Source organism: Stenotrophomonas sp. PA-6-5C (genome assembly GCF_021605635.1).
Lineage (GTDB): Bacteria > Pseudomonadota > Gammaproteobacteria > Xanthomonadales > Xanthomonadaceae > Stenotrophomonas > Stenotrophomonas lactitubi.
In genome coordinates, this window is record NZ_WKEE01000012.1 from 21691 (window position 1) to 46142 (window position 24452).

The window sequence follows — 24452 nt, forward strand, 5'->3', positions numbered from 1 at the left end:
GCCCTTCAACGCAACAGCAACGATGGATCGGAACGGACGACGCTGCGCACCGCCATGATGCTCGACAGCATGGCCATCACCGCGACCAGCGCCACGCAGCCGAGAACCACCATCGGCGTGAGCTGTACCGGCACGCGCTGGGTCTGCGCCGCCAGCAGCACCACCGTGCTGAAGGCTGCGGCCAGCAGCATGCCGACACCACCGATCAGCACGGCCTGTTCGAACACCACCCGGGCCAGTGCATAGCGGCCTGCTCCGAGCGCGTTGAGGGTGGCGTACTCGCGTACCGACCCGGCCACCACCGCCGCGAACGACTGGTTGGTGATCACCGCGCCGACGAAGCAGACGATGACCGCCATGAACAGCACCGCGATGCCGGCTCCGGTGTCGAACAGCCAGTACTGCTGTGAGAGGCTGGCGAACTCCGGTGCTGTCCAGAATTCGACAGGTGTGGCGCGGCCCGTTGAATCGTTGAGGCGATCGCGCACGCGACCGGCCAGCTCCGGGGAACGCGTGCCCGCCACGAAATAGGTGCTGCCTTCATGCGGGTCGGTTCCGGCGATGGCACGCGCGGTATCCAGGGACGCCAGCACGTTGACGCCGCCGAGACCGCGCAGGCCGGGTTGCGCGGCGACCACGCGCACCCCCTTGCCGTTGATCCAGGCCCGGTTGCTGCGCAGGTCTACGCCCAGCGTGTCCAGATCCGCACTGTCGACGATCACCGCACCGGGTTCGCGCAACTGTGCACGCAGCTCAGGCGGCAGGATGCGCGAGAACATCATCGCGTCGTTCGCCGTGGAGATGCCGGACAGATACACCGACACGTTGCCTGTGCCCTGCGCGCTGGAGCGCCACTCGCCGTCGACCCATTCGTAGGGCTCGACGCGGGTGACATCCGGGTCCATGCGCAGCCGGCTTTCGACGTCCGCGCTGATCGCATGGCCGTAGTTCACGCTCTGCGTACCGGCAAAGCCAGCCCAGACATCGGCGGTCGATGCCTTCACGTAGATTGCAGCGGTACCGAAGATGCCCAGCACCAGCGCTGCCTGCACGATCAGCAGGACACCGGCGAAACACATGGCCAGCACCACCGGCAGGAACCTGCGCCACTCGTAAACCAGCGTCTTACGGGCAAGCGCGATCATTGCGCGTCGCCTTCAGGCTCGACCGGCAAGGGTGCGCCGCCCACGGCGCGATACAGCGATGCGAAGGCGAGCACGCGCGCACCCTGCGCACCAATCAGATCGGCATGCACAGACAACACCGCACGCTGGCTTTCCAGCCCGTCGAACTCACTGGAGAGGCCAAGCTGCACCTGCCGGGCCTGTCGCGCGACCTGCTGCCGGGCAGTTTCGTCGGCCACCTGCAGCGATTGGATGCTGCTGTCCTGACGGGCCAGGCTGCCCAATGCACCTTCCACTTCAGCCACGCCTTGCAGCACGGCTTTGCGATAGCCCAGCAACGCCGCGTCCAGCTGCTTGTCGTCGGACTGGTAGCGCGCGCGCCGCTGGCCCCAATCCCATAGCGGAATGTCGATGTAGGGACCGATCGATGGGCTGGAATCGGAGTTGGAGCGTGCGTTCTGGGTGAGGTTGTAGGCGTACAGGATGGAGCCGCCCAGGCTCAGTTTCGGGAACATCGCCGCGCGTGCGCTGCCCTTTTCTGCGGTGGCCTGCAGTACATCGGCCTCGGCCAGCAGGATCTGCGGACGATGGCGCAGCAGATCGGCCGGCACCTGCTGCAGGGTGAAAGCACTCAACTGCGGTGGCGTGCGGTAGGCATTCCAGGCCGGATCCGGCCCATCGCGCCCCAGCAGCAGGGCCAGCGCACGCGCGGCGTTGCCTGCGTTTTCATCCACCTGCGCAATGGCTGCGCGCGTGGCGGCCTTCCGCGCACGCAGACGATCCAGTTCGCCAGGCTCGTCCAGATGCAGGCGCTGCCGCACCAGACCCAGCTGCTCGCCGCGTGCGTCAATGGCCTGCTGCCTGCCCAACAGATCCGCTTGCGCCTGCGCGACGGAAAGATCCAGGTAGCTGCGCACTACATCAGCGATCACCGCCACCTGCGCTGCGTCGCGCAGTGCCTCTGCATTTCCGTTGGCCGCCTGCGCGCTCAGCCGGGCACTTTCCGCTGCGCCAAACAAGCCAAGATCCCAGATCGCTTCGACACCAGCGTGGAAGTAAGTATCGACCGCGGCAGCGTCCTGCACCTGCTTGGCACTGGCCGTTATCTCCGGACGGAAACGTGCATCGGAGGTGCCGGATACCATGCGTACCGCCTGCAGCCGCAGGGTGGCCTGCTGCAGGTCCAGATTGCCGGCGATGGCCTCTTCCACCAGCGCGTTCAAGCGCGCATCGGCCAGCACCTTCCACCACTGCCGTGCATCGACCGCGACGCCCTGCGCAGGAGCGGGTTGATTCCAGACCGTTGGAGTGCGAGCAGGCAGATCCGGAACCGGCACCGACATGCAGCCTGCCAGCATCACGCTGGCCAGCAGCACCCCGCTACCCAGCACGATGCGCGGCAGGGAGACATGCCTTTGAGCGGACACTGCAGGGGAAGTGAAACGACTGGCCACCCGCCCACCTTCGTGGAGAGAGAAGCCGAGGAGGCTACGCCGCGATTGTGGAGTGGACATGGAGAATCGGTCGGAGCTGCGTTACAGCGCTTATGCGGTGCCTGCATTGCGAACCCTCGGCCTTTCCCCAGCCTTTCACGGGCGCCGCCAAGCTGAACGCTGGACTGTTCGCGGGCACTGCGGCACATTGGCTTGAACGCTTCCACCGGACGGCAATACGCTTGAAATCCAGTCCTCGCCGCGCGCTCGGCATCTTCATTGCCGTGCTTATCGTAGGCACGATGGCGATCTGCCTGGCGACGCCACTGGCATCGAACGCGACCATGCTGCTGATGGACCGCAGCAACTTCATTCCCGCGCAGTCGTCGATCTTTTCCTTCGAGCCCTACGTGATCAACGACGGCTCATCGAACTACTGGCTGTATGGCCAGGACCAGACCTACTACTACCACTTCACCTACCAGGCCGACGTGCCCTATCTGTACATCCCGCGGAAGAATAGCTGCGCCGGCTTCGACCGTGCGGACGTGCGTACCTGGTGCAGCGCGAGCCGCGGCATTCCGCGCTAGCGAGGCTGCATCTGCATGGCGGCGCGCAAACGAAAAACGCCCCCTTGCGGGAGCGTTCTTCTTGAATCTGGAGCGGGAAACGAGACTCGAACTCGCGACCTCAACCTTGGCAAGGTTGCGCTCTACCAACTGAGCTATTCCCGCAGATTCCGTTCGACCTGCGTCGAAGGAGCGCTATTGTGTCGGGATTGCTGCACGGCGTCAACAGGATTCTGCCGCCCTTTCACGGGGCAGCGTTCAGCTTCCGGGTCACACCCGCACGCCCCGTCGGTGGAAGTAGATCTGTTCGGCCAGCCGGCGCACCGGGCCGGTACACAGCAGCGCGTCAACCGGCCAGTCCCGCTGCAGGTGGTCCATGGCCCAGCGCAGCACGCGCTTGCGGTGAAAGGTGGGGGCCGCCTGCCGTGCCACCTGCTCGGCGGCTGGTCCCTTGCCACGCCGGTGCAGGCCGATCGCATCGCCGACCGCCCAGCCGTGCCGCCATGACGAGTGGATGCCGCCGGCCGACAGTGGCGAAACAACACCGGCCGCATCACCGGTAAGGATCACGCCCGGCGCGGTGATCGGGCCATCCGGCAATCCGCAGGGCACCAGCCCCGCGCGGGTGCCGGCAGCCTCGGCCGCGCGAGGAAGGCCGACCACGTCGCGCACATGTTCAAGGAAACCCTCGATATCCGGCGGGCGGGCGTGGGCCGGATCGTGGCGCAGGGCCAGCCCCACCTGCACACCGGTGGGATTCTGCGCGGCCCAGCCGATGTAGCCGGGTGCGAAGCGGCGGCTGACAAAGCAGTGCAAGGCGTTGCCTTCCGGCAGCTGCACGCCGGCAAACTCGCGCTCGACGCCGTACAGGTTGTCGCGCACCTGGCCCAGCCCGGTACGCTGCGCGACGCGCGATCGTGCACCGTCAGCACCGACCAGATAGCCCGTGCGCCCCACCCCTTCAACCTGCCATGCGTCGCCGTCCCGGCAAGCCGCGGTGAACGACTGCTGCAGGCGCAGGTCCACGCCGCTGGCGCGCAGTTCGCTGGCCAGCCAGCGCATCAGGTTCGGTGTATCGGTGGTGAGGAAGTAGTAGCCCGGTGCGGTCAACAGCACGTTGCGCAGGTTCGGCGCGTACAGGCGCACGCGCGCTACGCGCTGCACAAGGTGTTCGGGCATGCGACCAAGCCAGGTGTGCTGCATGGCCTCCTTCACCACGATGCCGGTGGTGTGCAGGCGTTCGCCGGGGTCGGCCTTGCGTTCGAGCACGCAGACGCGCAGGCCGTATTGGGCAGCGGCGAGTGCGCAGGCAGCACCTGCAAAACTGGCGCCGACGATGACCACGTCGTAGTCGTTGGCAGGGGGAGTGTGAGGCATCGCGGCATCACCACTTGAAAAGGGAGATGCAGCATCGAGCCTCCGCGTGGTGGGGCGATGGAGTGCCGGTGAAGTGGGGATGAAGCGCGCTGGAGACAAACGAAAAACGCCCCCTTTCGGGAGCGCTCTTCTTGAATCTGGAGCGGGAAACGAGACTCGAACTCGCGACCTCAACCTTGGCAAGGTTGCGCTCTACCAACTGAGCTATTCCCGCTTGGGAGGCGAAATTTTACCTATTCCAAGGATTGCGTCAAGCGCTTTTTTTCAGGGATTTGCGGGAGTGGCCGACATTGCGTATCCACGCATGGCGTGGATCTACCGCAAACCCACATTCCCGTAGATCCACGCCACGCGCGGATGGAGGCACCCCGCGTAGAACGCATACCCGGTAGATCCACGCCATGCGTGGATGGAGACGTCCCCGGCGTCAGAGCCCTTTCCTGCGGAAAGGGATCCGGCACCGGCAATTCCTCAGCCGTTGCCCAGCTTCTTCTGCCGCGAACGCTCGCGCGCAGCACGCTCATCATCACGCAGGCTCGGCCAGGCGGCGTGCAGGTACTGCAGGCCCGACCACAGGGTCAGCACCGCGGCAATGGCCAGGGTCCAGTCACCGATATGGAATACCGGCGGGCCCATCCAGATGTCGTTGACCGGCACATTGGGCGCCACCGAATACAGCAGGCACAACAGCGCGACCATCTGCGCGGTGGTCTTGACCTTGCCGATCATGGCCACGCGCACTTTGGCGCGCTGGCCGAGTTCGGCCATCCACTCGCGCAGCGCCGACACCGCGATCTCGCGACCGACGATCACCGCCGCCCAGAACGCCATCCACGGGGTCGGATGACCCTGCACGATCAGGAACAGCGCCACCGCCACCATCAGCTTGTCCGCGACCGGGTCGAGGAAGGCGCCGAACGCCGACTCCAGGCCGTAGCGACGCGCGATCCAGCCATCAAGCCAGTCGGTGATCGCGGCCAGACCGAAGATCGCCGCCGATGCGAAGTTGGTCCAGGTGTAGGGCAGGTAGAACACCAGCACCAGCACCGGGATCATCACGATCCGCAACAGGGTCAGCCAGGTGGGCAGGGTCAACGTCATGCGGCTTGGTTCTCTCTCTACTCGGCCGGATCAGGCGCGGCCAACCCGTGCAGGTTAGCGTAGATGCGCGCTGCGAGGGCGTCATTGATGCCCTCCACCTTGGCGATTTCCGCTTCTCCGGCGGCTTTCAGGCCGACCAAGCCGCCGAAATGCTTCAGCAGGCTGGCGCGCCTGCGCGGCCCGATGCCGGGGATATCTTCCAGTTTGCTGGTCATCCGCGCCTTCTGCCGGCGCCCGCGATGGCCGGTAATGGCAAAGCGGTGCGCTTCATCGCGCACCTGCTGGATGAACTGCAGGGCGGGATCAGCCGCACCCGGGCGCAGTTCGCGGCCATCGGGCATCACCAGGGCTTCATGGCCGGCACGGCGTTCCACGCCCTTGGCCACACCCACCAGCAGCACGCCTTCCACGCCCAGATCGGCCAACGCCGCCTGCGCCTGCGCCAGCTGGCCAGCGCCACCGTCGATCAGCAGCACGTCCGGCAGCACGCCCTGCTCTTCCACCGCGCGGCGGAAGCGGCGGTCGATGGCCTGGCGCATCGCGGCGTAATCATCGCCTGGCTCGATGCCACTGATGTTGAAACGGCGATACTGCGCACGCACCGGGCCGGCAGCATCGAACACCACACAGGAGGCCACGGTGGCTTCCCCCATGGTATGGCTGATGTCGAAGCACTCCACCCGCTTCACCGGTTCGGCCAACCCCAGCATCACCCGCAGCGCTTCGCTGCGCGCGTGCTGCGCGGTGCGGCTGTTGATCTCGGTGGCCAGGGTCAATTGCGCGTTGCGGCTGGCCAGTTCCAGGTAGCCGGCGCGCTCGCCACGGACGTTCCATTTCAACTGCACCTTGCGCTCGGCCGAGGCCGACAGTGCAGAACCAATCAAGTCGGCATCAGGAATTTCGCGGTCGAGCAGGATCTCGCGCGGCGGATCGAATTCAATGTAGTACTGCGAAACAAAGGCCGCCAGTACTTCGTCCGGGCTTTCCTCACCGTTGGTGCGGGGGAAGAACGGCCGGGTGCCCAGGTTGCGGCCGTCGCGGAAGGCCAGCAGCATCACGCAGGCCTGCGAGCCCTGCATGGCTACCGCCAGCACGTCCAGGTCGGCCGCGCGACCGTCCACGTACTGTCGGGTCTGCATGCTGCGCAATGAAGTGATCAGATCGCGCAGGCGCGCGGCCTGCTCGAATTCAAGCGCTTCGCTGGCTGCCTGCATCTGCTCGCCCAGTTCCCGGGTCAGCTCGTCGCTCTTGCCTTCCAGGAACATCGCCGCGCGGCGCACCGACTCGGCGTAGTCCGCGGCTGGCACCAGCTCCACGCACGGCGCGCTGCAGCGCCCGATCTGATACTGCAGGCAGGGCCGGGAGCGGTTGCGGAACACGCTGTCTTCGCAGCTGCGCAGCTTGAACAGCTTGTGCATCAGGTTCAGCGTCTCGCGCACCGCAGTGACGCCCGGATACGGCCCGAAATAGCGCCCGGGAATGGCGCGCGGGCCACGATGCAGGGCGATGCGCGGCCAGTCCTCGCGGGTCAGCAGCACATGCGGATAGGTCTTGTCGTCGCGCAAGGACACGTTGTAGCGCGGCGACAGTGATTTGATCAGCTGGTTTTCCAGCAGCAGCGCCTCGGCTTCCGAGCGCGTCACGGTCACGTCCATGCGCACGATCTGCGAGAGCATCGACATGATGCGCGCGTTCTTCGGACTGCCGTTGAAGTAACTGCCCACGCGGTTGCGCAACGCGCGGGCCTTGCCGACGTACAGCAGTGTGTCGTCGGCGGCATACATGCGGTACACGCCCGGGGCGGTACTCAGCTGGGCCGCGAATGCCTTGCCATCGAAGGGCGGGACGGGAACAACGGTCATTCGCTGATCGGCACTTCGCTGAGCACGCCGCTGTCAGGGTCCAGACGCAGTACGGCGTGGGAATCCGTCTCGGCGATCCATACGGCACCGGCGCCGACGGCCAGACCGGCCGGGCCGTGCAGGCGCCGCGGCAATGGCTGGGTGGTCAGTTCGCCGCCGCCCAGGCGCAACGTGCGCAGGCGGCCATTGCCGGTATCGGCGATCCACAACAACGGCGCATCCGGACTCAATGCGATCGCCTGCGGGAACTGCAGGCTGGCCTGCGCGCGCGGGCCATCGCCTTCACCGAAGCGCCAGGTGCCCTGCCCGACCAGGGTCTGCACCAGATCGCCGCGCAGCTGCAGCGAACGGACCGAAGAGCCCAGTGCGTCGGCCACGTACAGCACCTGCTGGACCACGGCCACGGCGGTGGGCTGGGCGAACGCGGCCAGGTGGCCGCTGCCGTCGCGCTCGTCGATGGCGCCGCTGCCGGCGCGCCACTGCAGGCTGCGCTGGCCGAGGTGATAGCTCCAGATGCGGTTGTCGCCGGCCATGGCGATGTGCAGCTGGTTTTCGGCGATGGCCAGGCCAACCGGATGATCCAGCGACACCTGCCGAGGCTGCGCCACCGGCCCTTCCTCGGGAGCACCCGGACGACCGTTGCCGCACAGGGTGTCGACCAGGCCGGTCAGCAGGTTGATGCGGCGCACGGCGTGGTTGCCGGTGTCGGCCACGTACAGCGACTCACGCTCCAGCGCCAGCGCCAGCGGCCGATGGAAGGCGGCTTCGGCGAGATTGCCGTCCATGAAGTCGGCGGTGCCCAGGCCGAACTGACGCAGCACGCGGCCGCCGTGACTGCATTCCAGGACGCGGTGGTGGCCACTGTCGGCGATGTACAGCCGTTCCTGGTTCACCGCCAGACCCATCGGGAATCGCAGCGCCTGGCGCGGCTCGGGGTGCAGTTCGCTGCCGCCGCGCGAAGGGGCCGACGGCGCACCCTCGCAGAGGGCATTCAGGGCCCGCTCCAGCTCACCGGGCGTGCCCTGGCCGATCAACCGCTGCTGTTCGCGGCCCTGCGCGTCCAGCAGCACCATGGTCGGCCAGGCGGTGACGCCGAAGCGGCGCCAGCCATCCCAATCGGCATCGAGCAGCACCGGCATGGTCAGGCCCTGCCGGCGCAACAGTTTCAACGCAGCAGTGGCATCACGCTCGAAATCGAAGCGCGGTACCTGCAGCACCAGAGGTTGCAGCTTGCCAGGGTGGCGTGACAGCCACTGGCTGAATTCGGCCAGCCGTTGCGCGCTCCACGCGGAAGCCGCGTTGACGAACAACAGCGCGACCGGCCGGCCACGCAGTTCCGTCAGGGTGCAGGGCGCGGCATTGAGCCAGGCGGCGAACTCGGGCAGGTCCGGGACGGGCTGGATGTTCATGGCCCGATTATGCCGGAGTCGGCGTGATGCAACAGGCGTGCCACGGTACGTTCGGCAGCGGCGTCGACCAGCGACCAGACCTGTTCGAAATGATCGCTGCCACCGGTATAGGGATCGGGAATCGCGCGTTCGCCCTGCCCGCCCGACCACGGCAGGTACAGCGCCAGGCGCTCGCGCTGGGCCGCGCTGGCAAGGCGCGCGGCGTCACGCAGATTGGCCTCGTCGGCGCACAGTATCCAGTCGAAGGTGTCGAAGTCCTGCGGCCGCAGCTGCCGCGCGCGCAGGCTGCCAAGGTCCACGCCATGCCCGGCCGCGCACGCGATGGCTCGCCGGTCGGGTGGCTGGCCCACATGCCAGTCGCCGGTGCCGGCCGAATCGACCTGCACCCGCCCGGCCAGCGCCGAGGCATCCAGGCGGGCGCGCAGCGCACCTTCGGCCATCGGCGAGCGGCAGATGTTGCCGAGGCAGACGACCAGCAGCTTCATCGCGCCGCCATCGCCTGCAGCAGCGTTTCGGCGCGCTGCAGGTCTTCAGGGGTGTCGATACCCGGCGGGAAGGGCTCCGGCGAGATCGCCACGGCGATCGGGTAGCCCGCTTCCAGCACACGCAACTGCTCCAGCGATTCCACCTGTTCCAACGTGCCTGCGGGCATCGAGGCGAACTGCTGCAGGAAGCCGGCACGGTAGCCATAGATGCCGATGTGGCGCAGCCACTGGTGGCCCTCGGGCAGGATCTCGCGGCTGCGGGCGAAGCCATCGCGGTGCCAGGCAATGGGCGCACGACTGAAGTACATGGCCTCGTTGCGGACGTTGCGCACCAGCTTGACCACGTTCGGGTCGAACAACGTGTGTGCATCCTCGACCGGCGTGGCCAGGGTCGACATCGGCGCGCGGCCCTCCTGCAGTGCCGCGGCCACGGCGCGGATGCCGGCGGCCGGTGCGAACGGTTCATCACCCTGCAGGTTCACCACCACGGTGTCATCAGCCCAGCCAGCAATGCGCGAGCATTCGGCCAGGCGATCAGTACCGGAGGCATGCGAAGCAGCGGTCATCGCCACCTTCACATCCGCCAGACCGGACAATGCGTCGGCGATGCGCTGGTCGTCGGTCGCGACCCATACCTCGCTCGCGCCGGCATGCAGCGCGCGGCGGGCCACATGCAGCACCATGGGTTCTCCGCCCAGCAGGCGCAGCGGCTTGCCCGGCAGCCGCGAAGCGGCATAACGGGCCGGGATGGCAACAACGAAGTCGGTCATGCAGGGGTACTCGGCAGGCGCAATAGATCAGGAATGCGGCCGGCGGCATGCGTTTGCAAGCGCCGCACGGCCCCTCAGTTCGGTCGCAGCTTGTCCAGGCGATCGGTCAACGCGATCCAGAAAGCAGCAGGCATCTCGGCACGCAGCGGCACGGCGTACTGCCAGTCGTTGGCGAACGCGCGGCACTTCACGGCATCCTTTTCGGTCATCAGCACCGGCAACTGGCTGCCAAAGGACAGATCCTGCGGCTGGTAGGCATGATGGTCCGGAAAGGCGTGCGGCACGACGCCGATCGCACGCGCGCGCAGCATGTCGAAGAAGCGTTGCGGATGGGCGATGCCGGCCACGGCATGCACGCGCTGGCCCGCGAAGTACGCAAGGGGGCGCGCCCGTCCGCCAGCCAGCGGTTGTGCACTGTCGATGTGCAGGGCCATCGGCCATTGGCCGAAGCCGCAGGCCTGGGCAGCCGTCGCTTCATCCGCCTGGCCCAGGTTGACCACCCGGAAATCGCATTCGGCGGCGCGGCTGACCGGCTCGCGCAGCGGGCCGGCCGGAATCATCCGTCCATTGCCATAGCGGCGCTGGGCATCGACCACCTCGATCTCGATGTCGCGCGCCAGCCGGTAGTGCTGCAGGCCGTCATCGCAGACGATCACGTCGCAGCCGGCGGCAATCAGCGCCTTGCCCGCCGCCACGCGATCGCTGTCCACGCGTACCGGCACGCCGGTTTTCCAGGCGATCAGCACCGGTTCGTCGCCACCAAGGGCGGTCGGCGTATCGGCTTCCACCCAACGTGCCTTGTCCGCTTCTTCGCGACCATAGCCGCGACTGGCCACGCCGGGCTTCCAGCCGGCGGCGCGCAGGCGCTCGACCAGGGCGATGGTCAGCGGCGTCTTGCCGGTGCCGCCGGCGGTGATGTTGCCGACCACGATGACCGGCACCGCCAGCGCATGGCGCTTGCGCCAGCCACGCCGGTACAGGCGCCGGCGCAGCGCGGTGACGCCCGCGTACAGCGGTGCCAGCAATCGCATCGGCCACGGCACCGGGCTGCCGTCATACCAGTACGGCGGGGTCTGTGTACCTTTGTCCGCCATCAGTCCTGCCTATCGCGGAACTGCATGTTGTGCAGGTGCTGGTACAGGCCACCCATCGACAGCAGTTCCTGGTGGGTGCCGCGTTCAACGATGCGGCCATGGTCCATCACCAGCACCTGGTCGGCATGCTCGATGGTCGACAGGCGGTGTGCGATCACCAGCGTGGTGCGCTCGGGCATCAAGCGCTGCAGCGCATCCTGCACCAGGCGCTCGGATTCGTTGTCCAGCGCCGCGGTGGCCTCGTCCAGGATCAGGATCGGCGCATCGCGCAGGATCGCGCGGGCGATCGCCAGGCGCTGGCGTTGGCCGCCGGACAGCAGCGCACCATTCTCACCTACCGCCGTCTGCAGCTGCTGCGGCATGCGTGCGATGAACTCCCAGGCATTGGCAGCTTCGGCCGCCGCCCGGATCTGCTCGTCGGTTGCATCCATGCCGTAGGCGATGTTGGCCGCGATGGTGTCGTCAAACAGCATCACCTTCTGGCCGACGATGGCCACCTGCCTGCGCAGATCGGCCAGCGGATAGTCATCCAGGGCGACGCCGTCGAGCAGGATGCGGCCACCGTTGGGTTCGTAGAAGCGTGGCACCAACCGGATCAGGCTGGTCTTGCCGCTGCCGGAACGACCGACGATGGCGGTGACCGTACCCGGCCTGGCAACGAAGCTGATGTCGTCCAGGGCGATGCCGCTGTCTTCACGGTAACGCAGCATGACGTGCTCGAAGGCGAGTTCGCCGCGTACGCGCTGCACCGTGTGCTTGCCTTCGTCGCGCTCGACCGGCATGTCGATGATGCCGAACAGACGCTCGGCAGCGGCCACGCCGCGCGAGATCGAGGTCTGCACGCTGGTCAGCCGGCGCAGCGACGGAATGATGGCCATCATCGAGGTCATCAGACCCATGAACTGGCCCGCATTGAGCTTGCCGGCCAACGCCTCGCGGGTGGACACCCATACGATCACCGCCAGCGCCAGCGCCGCCAGGAACTGGACCACGCTGGAGGCGGCCGCGCGGGTCACTTCCACCTTCATGTTCAGCGCCAGCATGCGGTTGGCCAGGCGCGAGTAGCGCGAGATCTCGTGCTGCTGGGTGCCGTGCACCTTCACTTCCTGCTGCGCGGCCAGCGACTGCTCCGCAGTCTGCGCCATGGTACCCATGCCGTCCTGGATGCCGCGGCTGATACGCCGGTAACGCTTGCCCACGTAGGAAACGATCACGCCGATCAGCGGCACCACCACCAGCATCGCCAGGGTCACCTTGACGCTCATCTGCAGCATCACCGCCAGCATGGCGATGATGGTCAGGGTATCGGCGACCACGGTCTTCAGCGCGTCGGCACTGGCCTGGGTGACCTGTTCGGTATCGAAGTTCAGGCGGCTGACCATCACCGGCGTCGCCTCGGCATCGAAGTGCGAGGACGGCAGGTGCAGGTACTTCTGCAGCACCTGTTCGCGCAGGTCGCGGACCACGCTGCGTCCGGTCTTGGCCAGCGTGTAGTCGCTGACCCAGGTGGCCACGCTGCGCATCAGGAACAGGCCGAGGATGGTCAGCGGCAGGATCACCGCCATGCGCGGCTCAGGGTTGACGAAGCCGCGGTTGACCAGTGGCTCCATCAGCTTGGTGAAGTGATAGCCGGCCAGGGCTTCGACCACCATCGCGATGACCGCGCCGATCATGAACACCCAGTAGGTGCGGGTATAGCCCAGCAGACGTTTGTAGATCGGCCACACTGGCGCGTGATGGGAACTCATGGACGCACCTCTGGCGCTGTTGCAATGGCGATACGACGGAAGCCGAGCTGGCCCAGCGCATCCTGCGCGGTGACCACGGCCTGGTAGGGAGTGCGGGCGTCGGCACGCAGCAGCACGGTCTGTTCACGATCGCTGCCAGCGACGGCCGCGATCGTCTGCTTGACCGACTCGACGTCGCTGCGCAGCACTTCCTGATCGTTGACGAAGTAGCGGCCATCCGCGTTGATCAGCACGCTCAGCGAGCGCGGCGGCTCGTTGGTCTGCTGCTGGCTGGCGGTTGGCAGCTGCACCTGCAGGGTCGAACGCGCATCGAAGGTGGTGGTGACCACGAAAAAGATGATCAGCACCAGGATGACGTCGATCAGCGGCACCAGGTCGATATGCGGTTCATCCTGGGACCGGTCGTTGCCGATACGCATCGATCAGGCCTTTGCCGTGGCGGCAGAGGACGCACGCGCGGCAGGCGCAGGGGTCATCACCCCGGGGCGGCCATCCAGCGTATCCAGCAATGCACTGGCTTCCTGCTCCATCTCCACCACGTAGCCGTGGATACGGCCCTTGAAGAAGCGGTGGAACATCAGCGCCGGGATCGCCACGATCATGCCGGTGGCGGTGCACACCAGCGCCTTGCCGATACCGCCGGCAAGCTGGTTCACATCACCCACGCCGTGGTCGAGGATACCCAGGAACATCTGGATCATGCCGACCACGGTGCCGAGCAGGCCCAGCAGCGGGCCGGCCGAGGCGATGGTGCCCAGCGCGTTGAGGAAACGCTCCATGCGGTGCACCAGGTGGCGACCGGTGTCTTCGATGCGCTCGCGGATCTGGTCGCGCGGGCGGTTGCGCGCTTCCAGTGCGGCGGCCAGCAGGGCGCCCAGCGGCGAATTGGCCCGCAGGGTCTGCAGGTGCGCCGGGTCGAGCTTGCCGCGCGCGGCCCAGTTGCGCACTTCCTGGCCCAGGCCAGGCGGCAGCACCTCGTTACGCCGCAGGGACCAGAAACGCTCCAGGACGATCGCCAAAGCCAGTACGCCCAACAGCAGCAGCGGCACCATCGGCCAGCCACCGGCCTTGACCAGTTCCCACACGTTTCAACCCTCCGGCCCAACGGCCGCTTGTTCGATCGGCGATAGGATAGCAGCCGACCGTGCCCGCCCAGCGGCATCCCACCACCGCGCTGCGTGGATACGCTGTTCACGCAGCTGCAGGCCTTGTGCGCCAAGCCATACGCGGATCGCGCCGGACTCGGCGGTGGACAGCACTTCGGCGCCGGCCGCCTGCCAGCGCTGCACCACGTCACGCTTCGGGTGGCCAAAGCGGTTCTGGTGCCCGGCCGAGACCACCGCCAGCTGCGGCGCCACCGCCTTCACCCAGCCCGGAGTGGAGCTGCCTCCGCTGCCGTGATGCGGCACCAGCACCACGTCCGCACGCAGGGCGCCAGCAGCGCCCGCCAGCAGCGCCTGCTCACCTGGCCGGCCGATGTCGCCGGGCAGCAACACCACCCCATGTGCGCCGGCAACCCGCAGCACGCAACTGGCCTCGTTGTCGGCGCCCTTCATGCCAGCGACCGGGACAGCGTCAGGCGGGTGCAGTACCTGGAAATCGACCCCGTCCCATTGCCAGCGCAGTCCCTGTTGGCAGGTGCCGGCAGTGGCAATCGCACTGCCCCGTGGCGCCAGTACCTCCAACCCCGGCAGTTGCCGGCGCAACGCGGCGAGGTTGCCGCTGTGGTCCAGATGATCGTGACTGATCATCACCCGCGCCGGCGGCAACTGCCCCAACGCCCGTAGCGTCGGCAGCAGCGTCCGCTCCTCGCCTTCGCTGCCTGCCGGAGGCCCGACGTCGTACCAGAGTGCGTGGTGGGCGGTCCGCAGCAGCACTGCGGTGCCCTGGCCGACATCGTGCACCACCAGTTCCAGCTCGCCCTGCTGCGGCGCCGATCGTGCCGGCCACAGCAACGGCAGGCACAACAATGAGCCGGCGAGCACCGCGCCAGCACCGCGTGGCAACAGCCACCAGAACACCCCCAGCAACGCCGCCGGCAGCGCCCAGGCGGGCCCCTGCGCCAGCCACCACATCGCCTGCGGGTGCTCGGCCAACGGCTGCATCAGCTGCCAACTGGCATCGAACACCCAGGCTGCCGCGCGCCAGGGCCACTGCCCTGCCCCGCTGCGCAGGGCCTCCAGAGCGGTTCCCAGCAGAGCCAGAGGCACCACCAGCAGGCTCCACAGCGGAATGACCGGCAGATTCACCAGCGGCCCCAGCCGCGCGGTGCCGCCAAACAGCGCCACTGCCAGCGGCAACAGTGCGACGCTGGCGACCCCCTGTCCTGCCAAGGCGCCGCGCAGCATTGCGACGAACCCCTTCGGCCGCCCCTGCGGCAGGCACCACAACAACCACAGGACGCCGCCGAAGCTGAGCCAGAAGCCCGCAGACAGCACCGACAGCGGGGCCGGCAGCAGCATCGCCAGCGCGGCCAGCGCCAGGCCCTGTGCCACCGTCACCGGGCGGCGGACGACACGCGCCAGGGCCACCACCGCGATCATCAACGCGGTGCGCACGGTCGGCAGCTCGCTGCCTGCAACAACGGCATAGCCGGCCGCTGCCACCGCCGCCGCGCAGGCCGCCGCCTGCGGTCGTGGCCAGAACCCGGCAAGCCCAGACCAGGATCGCCAGAGCGCGGAACACAGCAACGCGGCGAAGCCCGCCACCAGACCGACATGGAAGCCGGAGATGGCGATCAGGTGGGTGAGGCCCAGCGCGCGCAGCTGCGCCCAGTCGACATCGGACAGACCCCGCGTATCACCCAGTGCCAGGGCCTGGATGAACCGCGCCGACGGGTGTGCGATCTGCCTGGCGATGGCCGCACTGGTGCGCTCGCGCCAGGCGGGCAGGCCATGCGCGGGGCGCAGCTGCCGGGTGGCGCTCGCATCACGCACGCTGCCGTTCCCAGCCAGCCCGTTCAGCAGCGCATGCCGCTCGCCATCGAAGCCCCCCGGGTTGATGCGCGAGCGTGGCGGCCGCACGCGCAGCGACAACTGCCAGTCCGCGCCAGCGTGCAGGCGATGCCTGTGATCAGTCCCGGCGTCGACCGGCCCGCGCCGGGGCGCGTGCCAGAGCACCTGCAGCCGCTTGCCACGCAGCGTCGGCATCGCATCGGACGCATCGACACGGAACTCGAACCGGGTGTATCCAGGCGCTTGCTTCGGCAGGTCGACAACCTGTCCCCGGACGAGCACATCCCGCGCAGCAGCACCGGCCGGAAGCTGCGCCTGCAGCGCCCAATACCCATGGCAGCACGGCCAGGCCAGGCCGAACAGCAGCGCGGCCGCGGCACGCCCGCGCCAGCGCAGCACCCAGCCCAACGCCGCCACGGCGGCCACCGGAACAGAAGCCCATAGCGGTGGCAACACAGGCAACAGCACGCAAGCCAACGCGCCGGTGACCAGAGCGGCTGCGCATGCGGGGCCCAGCAACGGTGACAAGGTCCGATCGGCAGCCATCGACACAGCGTGCCGAGGTATGGCCTCACTCAACCATCAGGCAACGCCGTGTGGTGCTGTCAGCGCCCCACTAGCGACGCACGCTGCCGCGGTGGAAGTTGACCCGGAAACTGGCGCCGCCCCCAACGGCCTCGCCCACGCTCACCGTGCCGCCGTGGTGCTGCACGATTTCCTTGACCAGATGCAGGCCCAGGCCGCTGCCGCTGCCGGCGGCGCGCAGGCGGTGGAACGGCTCGAAGATCGCCTCGCGGTCACCGACCGGCACACCGGCACCCTGATCGCTGACTTCCAGCAGGCCCTGCCGGTCCAGACGCACGCAGATGGTGCCGCGCCCACCGCCGTGGACGATGGCGTTGTGCACCAGATTGGCGATCACCCGGCCAAGGGCCAGGCCATCACCATGGATCCATACCGGCGTCTCCGGCGCATCCACCTCGAAGCCATAGCCGGCGCCAACGACCAGCGGCGCGAGGTCGGCGGCCGCTTCGCGCACGACATGCGCCAGGTCCAGCCGCTGCAACGCGGCGATGTTCCTGTCCAGGCGCTGCAGGTCGAGCAGGTGCTCGGCGACGTTGCCGAGGCGGGCGACATCGGTCAGCAACTGCGATTTCAGTTCCCCCTGCGGCAACTGCGACAAGCGCGCCTGCACCACCGCAATCGGCACCCGCAGTTCATGCGCAGCATCGGCCAGGAACTTGTCGCGTGCTGCGTAGCCCTGCTGCACCTTGTCGATCGCATCGTTGAACGCTTCGACCAGAGGCGCCACCTCGGTCGACACCAGCTGCGCGTCCAGGCGCGCACCAGGCTGGCCGATATCCAGCTCCTTGGCCTGCTGCGCGGACCGGCGCACGCCACGCATGGCGCGATGGATCACCGTCGGCATCACCAGCAGCGTGACCACGATCAACGGCAGGAAGAACCACAGGCCGATCAACCGCAGCACCATCAATGCGCCATCCAGCAGGCCGCCCTTCGGCGCTCCGCCCACCATCACCGTGATGCGGCGGCCGTCTTCGTTGCGGATCATCACCCGCGCCACGTCCAGGTAGGGCGGTACCAGCGAACCCAGCTCGGTGGCGCCCAGTGTCGGCAGGCGGGCCAGCAGCGGCGCGTGGATGGCAGGCAGCGTGCCGCGCTGCAGCCATGCACCGCGATCATCCACTGCGGCAAACCACAGGTTGCCGCCGGCACGCGCGTCGAGCTTCTGCCAGCGTGTTTCATCCAGCACCAGCCGGCCGCCTTCGCTGTGCACGGCGTTGGCCGCGCTCTCGGCCATGAACATGTCCATGCCCCAGGTGTCCTTGTCGCCCCAGGTCAGGATCAGCGCGACGACGGCGAACAACACCGTGAAGGCCTGCGCCAGGAACAGCCGCCACGCCAGCCCCAGCGTGATCGAACGGATCGGTCGCGCCATCTCAGGCCTCCGCCAAGAGGTAACCGACGCCACGGATCACGTGGATCTCCACGCCTGCCCCGGCCTGCTGCAGTGCCTTGCGCAGCTTTGAGATATGCGCGTCGAGTGCATTGGACTGGATCTCATCATCGAACCCGTACACCGCCGCTTCCAGCGCACTGCGGGTGACCGTGCGACCCTGCCGCATCGCCAGCGCCTGCAGCACCAGCACCTGCCGCCGCGGCAATGCGACCGGCTGTCCATCCACCTGCGCCTGCAGCGATTCGAAATCAAACTCCAGCCGGCCCAGCCGCAACCGGGGGGTCACCATCGCCGACGGTCGACGCGATACGGCGCGTATGCGCGCCATCAGCTCTTCGATCGCCACCGGCTTGACCAGGTAGTCATCGGCGCCGACATCCAGCCCCTCCACCTTGTCCGACAGCCCACCTTTGGCGGTGAGCATGATCACCGCCAGGTTCGGTCGCAGGGCACGGGCGGTTGCCACGAAGCCCACACCATCACCGTCCGGCAGCTGCCGATCAAGCAGCATCAGCTGGTGCACCGGCTCACGCAGGGCGAGCGCCGCCTCGGCCAGGCTGCCGACCACGTCGGCGACCACACCCTGGCGCTCCAGCCCGGACTGCAGGGCTCGCGAGAGATCGGGATCATCTTCGACCAGGAGAATGCGCATCGGGGGCTCGGCAACCGGAAACGGAGCCGATCATAGTGCCTTCGGCGTGCAAGTGGCGCCGATTCCAGCAGATTGCGCCTGCGCAATGTTCCGACAATGTTGTGCGCGCAGCATGCATCGCCATCCCCGCAAAGTAGTACGTTGATGACTTCACTGCCCCCCGCCCTGCTGCGCCCCCTGCTGTGCACCGTCGTTCTCTCCACGCCGCTGCTGGCAAACGCGCAGGAACAGCGCCCGGGTGTCCAGGCCGGCATCACCTTCGGCGCGACGACCGGTGCCTACGCGCACTATGACGACAAGCCGCTGGTGCTGCCGGCGCTGTCCTGGCAGGGCAAGCGCTTCTTCGCCAGCCCCGGCTCGCTCGGCATGAACCTGTACAAGGCCGATGGCCTGCGCCTGTCGGCCGTGGCGACGCCCTACACGTTGCGCTTCAAGACCGACGACGTGAACGATCCGCAGCTGCGCCGCCTGCACAGCCGGCAGATGTCGGCGATGGTAGGCATCAATGTCGACTACAGCGCGGACTGGGGTGCGATTGCGGCCAGCGTGAAGCGCGAAGTGAGCGGGCATGGCGGCGGTGTTGAATCAAGCCTGCATTACAGCTATCCGATCCAGGCCGGTCGCTTCACCTGGGTGCCGCGCGTGGGCGTGGTGCATTCCAGCGCCCGCCTGCTCGACTACTACTACGGTATCAGCGGCGAGGAAGCCCTGCGCTCCGGGCTGGCAGCCTACAAGCCCGGCAGTGCCACCTCGCCGAGCCTGCAGATCGCGGTCAGCACGCCACTGGGTACGAAATGGCGCGCAACCGGCGTGGTCGCCAACCAGTGGTTCGGTGATGCCGTCGAGGACAGCCCGATGGCACGACGCAGCAGCCAGACATCCGCTTTCATCTCGCTGATGCGCGCGTTCTGACCGAACCCGCATCCATTCCACCAACAAGCAAGGATCCAGCATGGCCGCTGTCACCCCCACCGCCGATGCCAACGCGATCCTGCGCGCGCCGGATCTGGACAGCGCCGAGCGCGCCTACCTGGGCCTGCTGCCGGACATGGATCATGTGGACGCACTGACCCGACGTGCACTTGGCCTGTCGCGCGCTGCGGATGCGGCGCGCGGCTACGCCCTGTCGATGACCCTGGTTGGCCTGCGCCTGCAGGAACTGGAGATGGGTGAGCCGTGTGCGGCCCAATATCGGCAGGCAACGCTGCGCAGCCTGCGGCAGGCCTTCACCGCTGCCTGAGCACTGCGTCAGCGGAAGGTTGTCCAGGCCAGGACCGCAGACAAAAGTGCGACCCACACCACCGCTTTGAAGGTGCCTTCCAGCATGTTGCCGCCGAACAGCAGATCGATGATCGGGTTCGGCCGTGAAACGGGAGCATGGTCACTCATGGTGGCGTCCTGTGGTTTGGGAACTGCGTCACCGATGATACAAAAGCTTGACAATCCTGTTGCTGATTCCGGTATGGTCGATGCAACGCGGCGTTCAAGGATGATCGATGCTCAAGCGTGCACTGTTTCCCGTAGTCGCTCTGCTGCTGGCCGCACTGGTCATCATGCTCTCCTGGCAGAACCGCCAGTTGCGGCAGGTCAACGAACAGATTGCGGCGCAGCTGCAGCAGACCCAGCTGGATGCACATGGTCCTGCAATCGGCACCCGGCCTGAGCTGTTGACGCTGCGGACGACGCAGCAGACCCATGTCGATATCGGTGGCGCCCGCGCCGTTCCGCAGATCCTCTACTTCTTCTCTACTGCCTGCCGCTACTGCCTGGCCTCGGTGCCACAGCTGCAGCAGATCGCGGCGGCGCGTGGCAGCGCCGAACTGATCGGTGTCGGCTTGCCACCCTACGATCAGCTTGCCGCGTACGCCGGCAAACACGCGCTGGCGTTTCCGATCGCTGTCGACGATCAGGGCGAGGTCTCCAAGCGCTACCGCGCCACACTGACACCGATGCTGATGGTGCTCGCCGCAGATGGCAGCGTCGCCTACAAGCATGTCGGCCAGCTAGACACAGAGACGGTACAGGCCGTCGCCAACGCAATGAATCCGGGAAGCCACACCAACTGAAGGAGATACACATGATCGGGAAGAAAACGCTGTTCTCGTCCGTCGCCGGTATCGTCATCGTTGCTGCAATGTCATTCGGGGCCGCACAGGCTTTCGCCACACCGGTGAAGACCGGCTTTGCACCGGGTTGCGTGGATACCCCCGGGTGCATGTTCGGCGGCAATGGCCGCGCCGGCGGCACGCGCATCTGCTGCGTCGCCAACTGATTCCGCTTCGACACCGCCCCGCAAGCGGTGACCTCATGTTCCATCGCCATTCCAAGGAGATACACATGATCGGAAAGAAGAAGCTGTTCTCGTCCATTGCCGGCATCGTCGTGGTTGCCGCCATGTCATTCGGTGCCGCACAGGCCTTCGCCACGCCGGTGAAGACCGGCTTCGCACCGGGCTGCAAGGAACATCCCAGCTGCCCGTACGGCAATGCCGGCTCTCACGGCCTGCTGGTCTGCTGCGATCCCATGTGATCCACCTCGACGCTCTGCAAAGGAGATACAGATGATCGGAAAGAAGAAGCTGTTCTCGTCCGTTGCCGGCATCGTCGTGGTTGCCGCCATGTCGTTCGGCGCCGCGCAGGCGTTCGCCACGCCGGCCAAGGCCGGATTCGCCCCGGGTTGCGAGTTCACCCCGGGTTGCCCGTATGGCGGTTCAGGGCATTGGTCCGGCCCTCGCCTGTGCTGCGATCCGCTCTGAGCCTGCTTGAAGGTTCCAGCCATGTCGTGACCTGAGCCCAGGCTTCCCGGCCAACGGGGTCACTTCCGGGCAAACGGGCCGGACTGCCTTCACAGGCGGCCCGGCCTTTTTCATGGCTTTGACCTGCAGCAGCCACGACCCAGCCCGGATTCATCCTTGCTGGCTCTCGTTGGCACGCACTTTTCCCGCCTTCGTCGGATACCGGTTTCACACCGCAGGCCGCAGTGCAACGCTGGACTCCCTTCTCCGGAGCACCGTGCCATGCCGATGCTTGCCTTGCTGCTGTTGATGGCCGGTCTATGCAACCGCGACGCCGGCACCGGAAGCGATTCGCTGCAAATGCAGATCCTGCAGGCCGATGCCCAACGCGCCGCTCGCGAGCCGGCCACGCACGGGCAGGCGGAGCGCCAGAGCGTGCAGATCCTGCGCCTGAGTGCGGATCGCGTGCTGCAGGTGGCCCATGGCCGCGTGCACGCTGAAGCACCTGCGGGACAGCGCGGGCAAGCGCACTCCCGGGGCCTCATGCAGCTGTGGCAGCGTGTGGATGGTCATTGGCAGCTGCAGCGCAGCGCCAGTGTCGAGCAACGCGGTTGACTATGACAGCAACCGGCCAGGCGCAGACGAGCGCGAATCGCGGGCACAAAAAAACCGGCCCAGGGCCGGCTTTCATCGTGTCCACCGCTGCTCCGGCGATGCCAGGAACCGGTGGTGGGCGGTACAGGGTTCGAACCTGTGACCCCTACCATGTCAAGGTAGTGCTCTACCGCTGAGCTAACCGCCCAAAAATTCCGTACAGCCCGCAGGCTGGTGCTTCTACGTAAAAACCCGGCGCCAGGGCCGGGCTTTTCATGCTCACGACAGCCCCCTGGGGGACTTCGTGGTGGGCGGTACAGGGTTCGAACCTGTGACCCCTACCATGTCAAGGTAGTGCTCTACCGCTGAGCTAACCGCCCGTTTGTTGCTTCTGCAGCGCCGCGATTGCGTCGGTGCAGGCCGCGTATATTACGGACGACGACCGGCAAGCGCAATACTTTTGTGAAGAAAACCCGCTTTACCGCGTTCAGCCCAGGCTGGCTTCCTTCAGCTGCCTGATCTGGTCGCGGACCCGGGCGGCATCTTCGAATTCCAGGTCCTTGGCATGCTGGTACATCCGCTGCTCCAGGGCCTTGAGACGGGCTGCCAACTGCACCGGACTGAGCGAACGGTAGTCGGCCGTGTCTTCGGCCACACCGGAACGGCCCTTGCCCTTGCCCTTGCGGGACTCCTTCTCGGCAGCATCCGAGCGCGCGCCCTCCAGCACATCGACAATCGGCCGCAGGACCGAGCGCGGAATGATGCCGTGTTCCTGGTTGTATTCGACCTGCTTGCTGCGACGGCGGTCGGTCTCGTCAATCGCCGCCTGCATCGAACGGGTGATCCTGTCCGCATACAGGATCGCCTTGCCGCGTACGTTGCGGGCCGCACGGCCGATGGTCTGGATCAACGAACCGGTCGAGCGCAGGAAGCCCTCCTTGTCCGCATCCAGGATCGCCACCAGCGAGACCTCGGGCATGTCCAACCCCTCGCGCAGCAGGTTGATACCGACCAGCACATCGAACTTGCCCAGGCGCAGGTCGCGGATGATCTCCACGCGCTCGACGGTATCGATGTCCGAGTGCAGGTAGCGCACACGGATACCGTGCTCGGTCAGGTACTCGGTGAGGTTCTCGGCCATGCGCTTGGTCAGGGTGGTGACCAGCACGCGATCACCGGCCTTGATGCGCTCGTTGGCCTCGCTCATCAGGTCATCGACCTGGGTGCCGACCGGGCGGATCTCCACCACCGGGTCGATCAGGCCGGTCGGGCGTACCACCAGCTCGGCCATGTCTTCGCCAGCCTCACGGAACTCGTAAGGGCCCGGCGTCGCCGACACGTAGATACTGCGCGGGCAGCGCGCTTCCCATTCCTCGAAACGCAGCGGACGGTTGTCCAGCGCCGACGGCAGGCGGAAGCCGAACTCGACCAGGGTTTCCTTGCGCGAACGGTCGCCCTTGAACATGGCCCCGATCTGCGGAATGGTCACGTGCGATTCGTCGATCACCAGCAACGCATCGGCTGGCAGGTAATCGAACAGGGTCGGCGGCGGTTCGCCCGCGTTCTTGCCGGTCAAATGCCGCGAGTAGTTCTCGATGCCATTGCAGAAGCCTACTTCGGCCATCATCTCGAGGTCGAACTGGGTCCGCTGGGCCAGGCGCTGCGCCTCGACCAGCTTGTTCTGCGCGTACAGCTGCTCCAGCCGCTCCTTCAGCTCGACCTTGATGGTCTCCACCGCTGCCAGCACCCGTTCGCGCGTGGTCGCGTAGTGAGTCTTCGGGTACACCGTGAAGCGCATCAGGTTGCGCATGGTCTCACCGGTGAGCGGATCGAACATCGTGATCTTTTCCACCTCGCCATCGAACAGTTCGATGCGCAGGGCCTCACTGTCCGATTCTGCCGGGAATACATCGATCACTTCACCCCGCACGCGGAAAGTACCGCGCTGCAGCTCGTACTCATTGCGGGTGTACTGCAGCTGGGTCAGGTGATTGATCAGGTCCCGCTGGTCGATGCGCTCGCCCTTGGACAGGATCAGGCGCAGCGACAGGTAGTCTTCCGGTGCGCCCAGGCCGTAGATGGCCGACACGGTCGCCACCACGATCGCATCCGGTCGCGACAGCAGAGTCTTGGTCGCCGCCAGCCGCATCTGTTCGATGTGCTCGTTGATCGAACTGTCCTTCTCGATGAAGGTGTCCGACGACGGCACGTAGGCTTCCGGCTGGTAGTAGTCGTAATAGCTGACGAAATACTCCACCGCGTTGTGCGGGAAGAACGCCTTGAACTCACCGTACAGCTGCGCGGCCAGGGTCTTGTTCGGCGCCATGATCAGCGTCGGCTTCTGGATCTGCTGGATGACGTTGGCGATGGTGTAGGTCTTGCCCGAGCCGGTCACGCCCAGCAGGGTCTGCTTGGCCACGCCAGCCTCGAAATTGCTGGTCAGCTTGGCGATGGCATCGGGTTGGTCGCCCGCCGGCGAATACGGGGATACAAGTTCAAAGCGATCGCTCATGGTGCAGCCAATGCACGGGCCCTCCAGTATACCGGGGGGCTTGGTGACGGACG

General features: G+C 66.7%; 25 protein-coding genes and 4 tRNA genes. 8 read left to right on the forward strand and 21 right to left on the reverse strand.

Annotated features, from left to right (window positions below; all coding sequences use genetic code 11):
- Window positions 1-5: 5 nt before the first annotated feature.
- Window positions 6-1145 carry an ABC transporter permease gene (locus tag GIW57_RS07305; protein WP_236509732.1) on the reverse strand — a complete coding sequence of 380 codons (1140 nt, stop codon included), beginning with the start codon at window positions 1143-1145 and terminating at the stop codon, window positions 6-8.
- On the reverse strand, window positions 1142-2467 hold the full coding sequence (locus GIW57_RS07310; RefSeq protein ID WP_236509798.1) for a TolC family protein: 1326 nt from the start codon (window positions 2465-2467) through the stop codon (window positions 1142-1144). The genes GIW57_RS07305 and GIW57_RS07310 overlap by 4 nt, the downstream gene beginning before the upstream one ends.
- A gap of 332 nt (window positions 2468-2799) precedes the next feature.
- Between GIW57_RS07310 and GIW57_RS07315 the strand changes: the two genes are divergently transcribed.
- Entirely contained in the window at window positions 2800-3147 is a 348-nt protein-coding gene (locus GIW57_RS07315) for a hypothetical protein (protein ID WP_236509734.1), read from the forward strand.
- Window positions 3148-3215: 68 nt separating this feature from the next.
- On the opposite strand, the gene GIW57_RS07320 is transcribed toward GIW57_RS07315, so the two are convergent.
- From GIW57_RS07320 to GIW57_RS07390, 15 genes are all read right to left on the reverse strand, one after another.
- A tRNA-Gly gene (locus tag GIW57_RS07320) sits at window positions 3216-3291 on the reverse strand.
- A gap of 105 nt (window positions 3292-3396) precedes the next feature.
- Window positions 3397-4503 carry an NAD(P)/FAD-dependent oxidoreductase gene (locus tag GIW57_RS07325; protein ID WP_236509736.1) on the reverse strand — a complete coding sequence of 369 codons (1107 nt, stop codon included), beginning with the start codon at window positions 4501-4503 and terminating at the stop codon, window positions 3397-3399.
- A 138-nt stretch (window positions 4504-4641) separates the two neighbouring features.
- Window positions 4642-4717, reverse strand: a tRNA-Gly gene (locus GIW57_RS07330).
- Between the two features lie 257 nt (window positions 4718-4974).
- Window positions 4975-5604 (reverse strand): CDP-diacylglycerol--glycerol-3-phosphate 3-phosphatidyltransferase, encoded by a 630-nt coding sequence (gene pgsA, locus GIW57_RS07335; RefSeq protein WP_089240079.1) that lies wholly within the window; start codon window positions 5602-5604, stop codon window positions 4975-4977.
- Between the two features lie 17 nt (window positions 5605-5621).
- Window positions 5622-7466 carry an excinuclease ABC subunit UvrC gene (gene uvrC, locus GIW57_RS07340; protein ID WP_100464607.1) on the reverse strand — a complete coding sequence of 615 codons (1845 nt, stop codon included), beginning with the start codon at window positions 7464-7466 and terminating at the stop codon, window positions 5622-5624.
- On the reverse strand, window positions 7463-8875 hold the full coding sequence (locus GIW57_RS07345; RefSeq protein WP_236509738.1) for a hypothetical protein: 1413 nt from the start codon (window positions 8873-8875) through the stop codon (window positions 7463-7465). Before GIW57_RS07345 ends, uvrC begins: the two co-directional genes overlap by 4 nt.
- Complete coding sequence (locus GIW57_RS07350; protein ID WP_236509740.1) at window positions 8872-9360, reverse strand: low molecular weight protein-tyrosine-phosphatase; 489 nt, start codon at window positions 9358-9360, stop codon at window positions 8872-8874. Before GIW57_RS07350 ends, GIW57_RS07345 begins: the two co-directional genes overlap by 4 nt.
- Window positions 9357-10130: a 3-deoxy-manno-octulosonate cytidylyltransferase gene (gene kdsB / locus GIW57_RS07355; protein ID WP_236509742.1), complete on the reverse strand. Its 774-nt coding sequence runs from the start codon at window positions 10128-10130 to the stop codon at window positions 9357-9359. The genes GIW57_RS07350 and kdsB overlap by 4 nt, the downstream gene beginning before the upstream one ends.
- Before the next feature lie 74 nt (window positions 10131-10204).
- Entirely contained in the window at window positions 10205-11224 is a 1020-nt protein-coding gene (gene lpxK, locus GIW57_RS07360; RefSeq protein WP_108265378.1) for a tetraacyldisaccharide 4'-kinase, read from the reverse strand.
- Window positions 11224-12972: a lipid A export permease/ATP-binding protein MsbA gene (gene msbA, locus GIW57_RS07365; RefSeq protein ID WP_236509743.1), complete on the reverse strand. Its 1749-nt coding sequence runs from the start codon at window positions 12970-12972 to the stop codon at window positions 11224-11226. Before msbA ends, lpxK begins: the two co-directional genes overlap by 1 nt.
- Window positions 12969-13391 carry a biopolymer transporter ExbD gene (locus tag GIW57_RS07370; RefSeq protein WP_025875217.1) on the reverse strand — a complete coding sequence of 141 codons (423 nt, stop codon included), beginning with the start codon at window positions 13389-13391 and terminating at the stop codon, window positions 12969-12971. The genes msbA and GIW57_RS07370 overlap by 4 nt, the downstream gene beginning before the upstream one ends.
- Window positions 13392-13394: 3 nt before the next feature.
- Window positions 13395-14057 carry a MotA/TolQ/ExbB proton channel family protein gene (locus GIW57_RS07375; protein WP_025875219.1) on the reverse strand — a complete coding sequence of 221 codons (663 nt, stop codon included), beginning with the start codon at window positions 14055-14057 and terminating at the stop codon, window positions 13395-13397.
- A gap of 3 nt (window positions 14058-14060) precedes the next feature.
- On the reverse strand, window positions 14061-16472 hold the full coding sequence (locus tag GIW57_RS07380; protein ID WP_236509745.1) for a DNA internalization-related competence protein ComEC/Rec2: 2412 nt from the start codon (window positions 16470-16472) through the stop codon (window positions 14061-14063).
- Window positions 16473-16542: 70 nt separating this feature from the next.
- On the reverse strand, window positions 16543-17886 hold the full coding sequence (locus tag GIW57_RS07385) for a HAMP domain-containing sensor histidine kinase (RefSeq protein WP_100464580.1): 1344 nt from the start codon (window positions 17884-17886) through the stop codon (window positions 16543-16545).
- Between the two features lies 1 nt (window position 17887).
- Window positions 17888-18559 carry a response regulator transcription factor gene (locus tag GIW57_RS07390; protein ID WP_025875225.1) on the reverse strand — a complete coding sequence of 224 codons (672 nt, stop codon included), beginning with the start codon at window positions 18557-18559 and terminating at the stop codon, window positions 17888-17890.
- Window positions 18560-18703: 144 nt separating this feature from the next.
- Between GIW57_RS07390 and GIW57_RS07395 the strand changes: the two genes are divergently transcribed.
- Window positions 18704-19471 (forward strand): MipA/OmpV family protein, encoded by a 768-nt coding sequence (locus GIW57_RS07395; RefSeq protein ID WP_100464576.1) that lies wholly within the window; start codon window positions 18704-18706, stop codon window positions 19469-19471.
- Between the two features lie 40 nt (window positions 19472-19511).
- A complete protein-coding gene (locus GIW57_RS07400; RefSeq protein ID WP_089240061.1) occupies window positions 19512-19799 on the forward strand; it encodes a hypothetical protein in 288 nt (95 codons plus the stop codon).
- Between the two features lie 8 nt (window positions 19800-19807).
- Here the strand turns inward: GIW57_RS07400 and GIW57_RS07405 are convergent, their stop codons facing one another.
- Window positions 19808-19948, reverse strand: coding sequence for a hypothetical protein (locus GIW57_RS07405; protein WP_165780968.1), 141 nt, complete (start codon window positions 19946-19948; stop codon window positions 19808-19810).
- A gap of 107 nt (window positions 19949-20055) precedes the next feature.
- Here GIW57_RS07405 and GIW57_RS07410 point away from each other — a divergent pair, with 107 nt between their 5' ends.
- The 5 genes from GIW57_RS07410 to GIW57_RS07430 all read left to right on the forward strand — a co-directional run bounded on the left by GIW57_RS07410 (window position 20056) and on the right by GIW57_RS07430 (window position 21908).
- Window positions 20056-20625, forward strand: coding sequence for a TlpA disulfide reductase family protein (locus GIW57_RS07410; protein ID WP_236509747.1), 570 nt, complete (start codon window positions 20056-20058; stop codon window positions 20623-20625).
- Between the two features lie 11 nt (window positions 20626-20636).
- A complete protein-coding gene (locus GIW57_RS07415; protein ID WP_025875233.1) occupies window positions 20637-20831 on the forward strand; it encodes a hypothetical protein in 195 nt (64 codons plus the stop codon).
- 65 nt (window positions 20832-20896) lie between these two features.
- Window positions 20897-21088 (forward strand): hypothetical protein, encoded by a 192-nt coding sequence (locus GIW57_RS07420; protein ID WP_032975717.1) that lies wholly within the window; start codon window positions 20897-20899, stop codon window positions 21086-21088.
- 31 nt (window positions 21089-21119) lie between these two features.
- On the forward strand, window positions 21120-21314 hold the full coding sequence (locus tag GIW57_RS07425) for a hypothetical protein (protein WP_236509748.1): 195 nt from the start codon (window positions 21120-21122) through the stop codon (window positions 21312-21314).
- A 261-nt stretch (window positions 21315-21575) separates the two neighbouring features.
- Window positions 21576-21908, forward strand: coding sequence for a hypothetical protein (locus tag GIW57_RS07430; protein WP_100464564.1), 333 nt, complete (start codon window positions 21576-21578; stop codon window positions 21906-21908).
- Window positions 21909-22020: 112 nt separating this feature from the next.
- On the opposite strand, the gene GIW57_RS07435 is transcribed toward GIW57_RS07430, so the two are convergent.
- The 3 genes from GIW57_RS07435 to uvrB form a co-directional block, all read right to left on the reverse strand.
- Window positions 22021-22095, reverse strand: a tRNA-Val gene (locus tag GIW57_RS07435).
- Window positions 22096-22192: 97 nt separating this feature from the next.
- Window positions 22193-22267, reverse strand: a tRNA-Val gene (locus GIW57_RS07440).
- A 107-nt stretch (window positions 22268-22374) separates the two neighbouring features.
- Window positions 22375-24399 (reverse strand): excinuclease ABC subunit UvrB, encoded by a 2025-nt coding sequence (gene uvrB, locus GIW57_RS07445; protein ID WP_236509750.1) that lies wholly within the window; start codon window positions 24397-24399, stop codon window positions 22375-22377.
- Window positions 24400-24452 lie beyond the last annotated feature (53 nt).

Excerpts from the sequence above, each read along its gene's own strand:
- GIW57_RS07345 (WP_236509738.1), bottom strand. The coding sequence starts at position 8,875 with ATGAACATCCAGCCCGTCCCGGACCTGCCCGAGTTCGCCGCCTGGCTC.
- GIW57_RS07310 (WP_236509798.1), bottom strand. The coding sequence starts at position 2,467 with ATGTCGGTGCCGGTTCCGGATCTGCCTGCTCGCACTCCAACGGTCTGG.
- GIW57_RS07390 (WP_025875225.1), bottom strand. The coding sequence starts at position 18,559 with ATGCGCATTCTCCTGGTCGAAGATGATCCCGATCTCTCGCGAGCCCTG.
- GIW57_RS07325 (WP_236509736.1), bottom strand. The coding sequence starts at position 4,503 with ATGCCTCACACTCCCCCTGCCAACGACTACGACGTGGTCATCGTCGGC.
- GIW57_RS07410 (WP_236509747.1), top strand. The coding sequence starts at position 20,056 with ATGCTCAAGCGTGCACTGTTTCCCGTAGTCGCTCTGCTGCTGGCCGCA.
- GIW57_RS07425 (WP_236509748.1), top strand. The coding sequence starts at position 21,120 with ATGATCGGAAAGAAGAAGCTGTTCTCGTCCGTTGCCGGCATCGTCGTG.
- GIW57_RS07385 (WP_100464580.1), bottom strand. The coding sequence starts at position 17,886 with ATGGCGCGACCGATCCGTTCGATCACGCTGGGGCTGGCGTGGCGGCTG.
- pgsA (WP_089240079.1), bottom strand. The coding sequence starts at position 5,604 with ATGACGTTGACCCTGCCCACCTGGCTGACCCTGTTGCGGATCGTGATG.
- GIW57_RS07370 (WP_025875217.1), bottom strand. The coding sequence starts at position 13,391 with ATGCGTATCGGCAACGACCGGTCCCAGGATGAACCGCATATCGACCTG.
- GIW57_RS07350 (WP_236509740.1), bottom strand. The coding sequence starts at position 9,360 with ATGAAGCTGCTGGTCGTCTGCCTCGGCAACATCTGCCGCTCGCCGATG.
- GIW57_RS07400 (WP_089240061.1), top strand. The coding sequence starts at position 19,512 with ATGGCCGCTGTCACCCCCACCGCCGATGCCAACGCGATCCTGCGCGCG.
- GIW57_RS07430 (WP_100464564.1), top strand. The coding sequence starts at position 21,576 with ATGCCGATGCTTGCCTTGCTGCTGTTGATGGCCGGTCTATGCAACCGC.
- GIW57_RS07420 (WP_032975717.1), top strand. The coding sequence starts at position 20,897 with ATGATCGGAAAGAAGAAGCTGTTCTCGTCCATTGCCGGCATCGTCGTG.
- kdsB (WP_236509742.1), bottom strand. The coding sequence starts at position 10,130 with ATGACCGACTTCGTTGTTGCCATCCCGGCCCGTTATGCCGCTTCGCGG.
- GIW57_RS07395 (WP_100464576.1), top strand. The coding sequence starts at position 18,704 with ATGACTTCACTGCCCCCCGCCCTGCTGCGCCCCCTGCTGTGCACCGTC.
- lpxK (WP_108265378.1), bottom strand. The coding sequence starts at position 11,224 with ATGGCGGACAAAGGTACACAGACCCCGCCGTACTGGTATGACGGCAGC.
- GIW57_RS07380 (WP_236509745.1), bottom strand. The coding sequence starts at position 16,472 with ATGGCTGCCGATCGGACCTTGTCACCGTTGCTGGGCCCCGCATGCGCA.
- uvrB (WP_236509750.1), bottom strand. The coding sequence starts at position 24,399 with ATGAGCGATCGCTTTGAACTTGTATCCCCGTATTCGCCGGCGGGCGAC.
- GIW57_RS07415 (WP_025875233.1), top strand. The coding sequence starts at position 20,637 with ATGATCGGGAAGAAAACGCTGTTCTCGTCCGTCGCCGGTATCGTCATC.
- uvrC (WP_100464607.1), bottom strand. The coding sequence starts at position 7,466 with ATGACCGTTGTTCCCGTCCCGCCCTTCGATGGCAAGGCATTCGCGGCC.
- GIW57_RS07305 (WP_236509732.1), bottom strand. The coding sequence starts at position 1,145 with ATGATCGCGCTTGCCCGTAAGACGCTGGTTTACGAGTGGCGCAGGTTC.
- GIW57_RS07405 (WP_165780968.1), bottom strand. The coding sequence starts at position 19,948 with ATGAGTGACCATGCTCCCGTTTCACGGCCGAACCCGATCATCGATCTG.
- msbA (WP_236509743.1), bottom strand. The coding sequence starts at position 12,972 with ATGAGTTCCCATCACGCGCCAGTGTGGCCGATCTACAAACGTCTGCTG.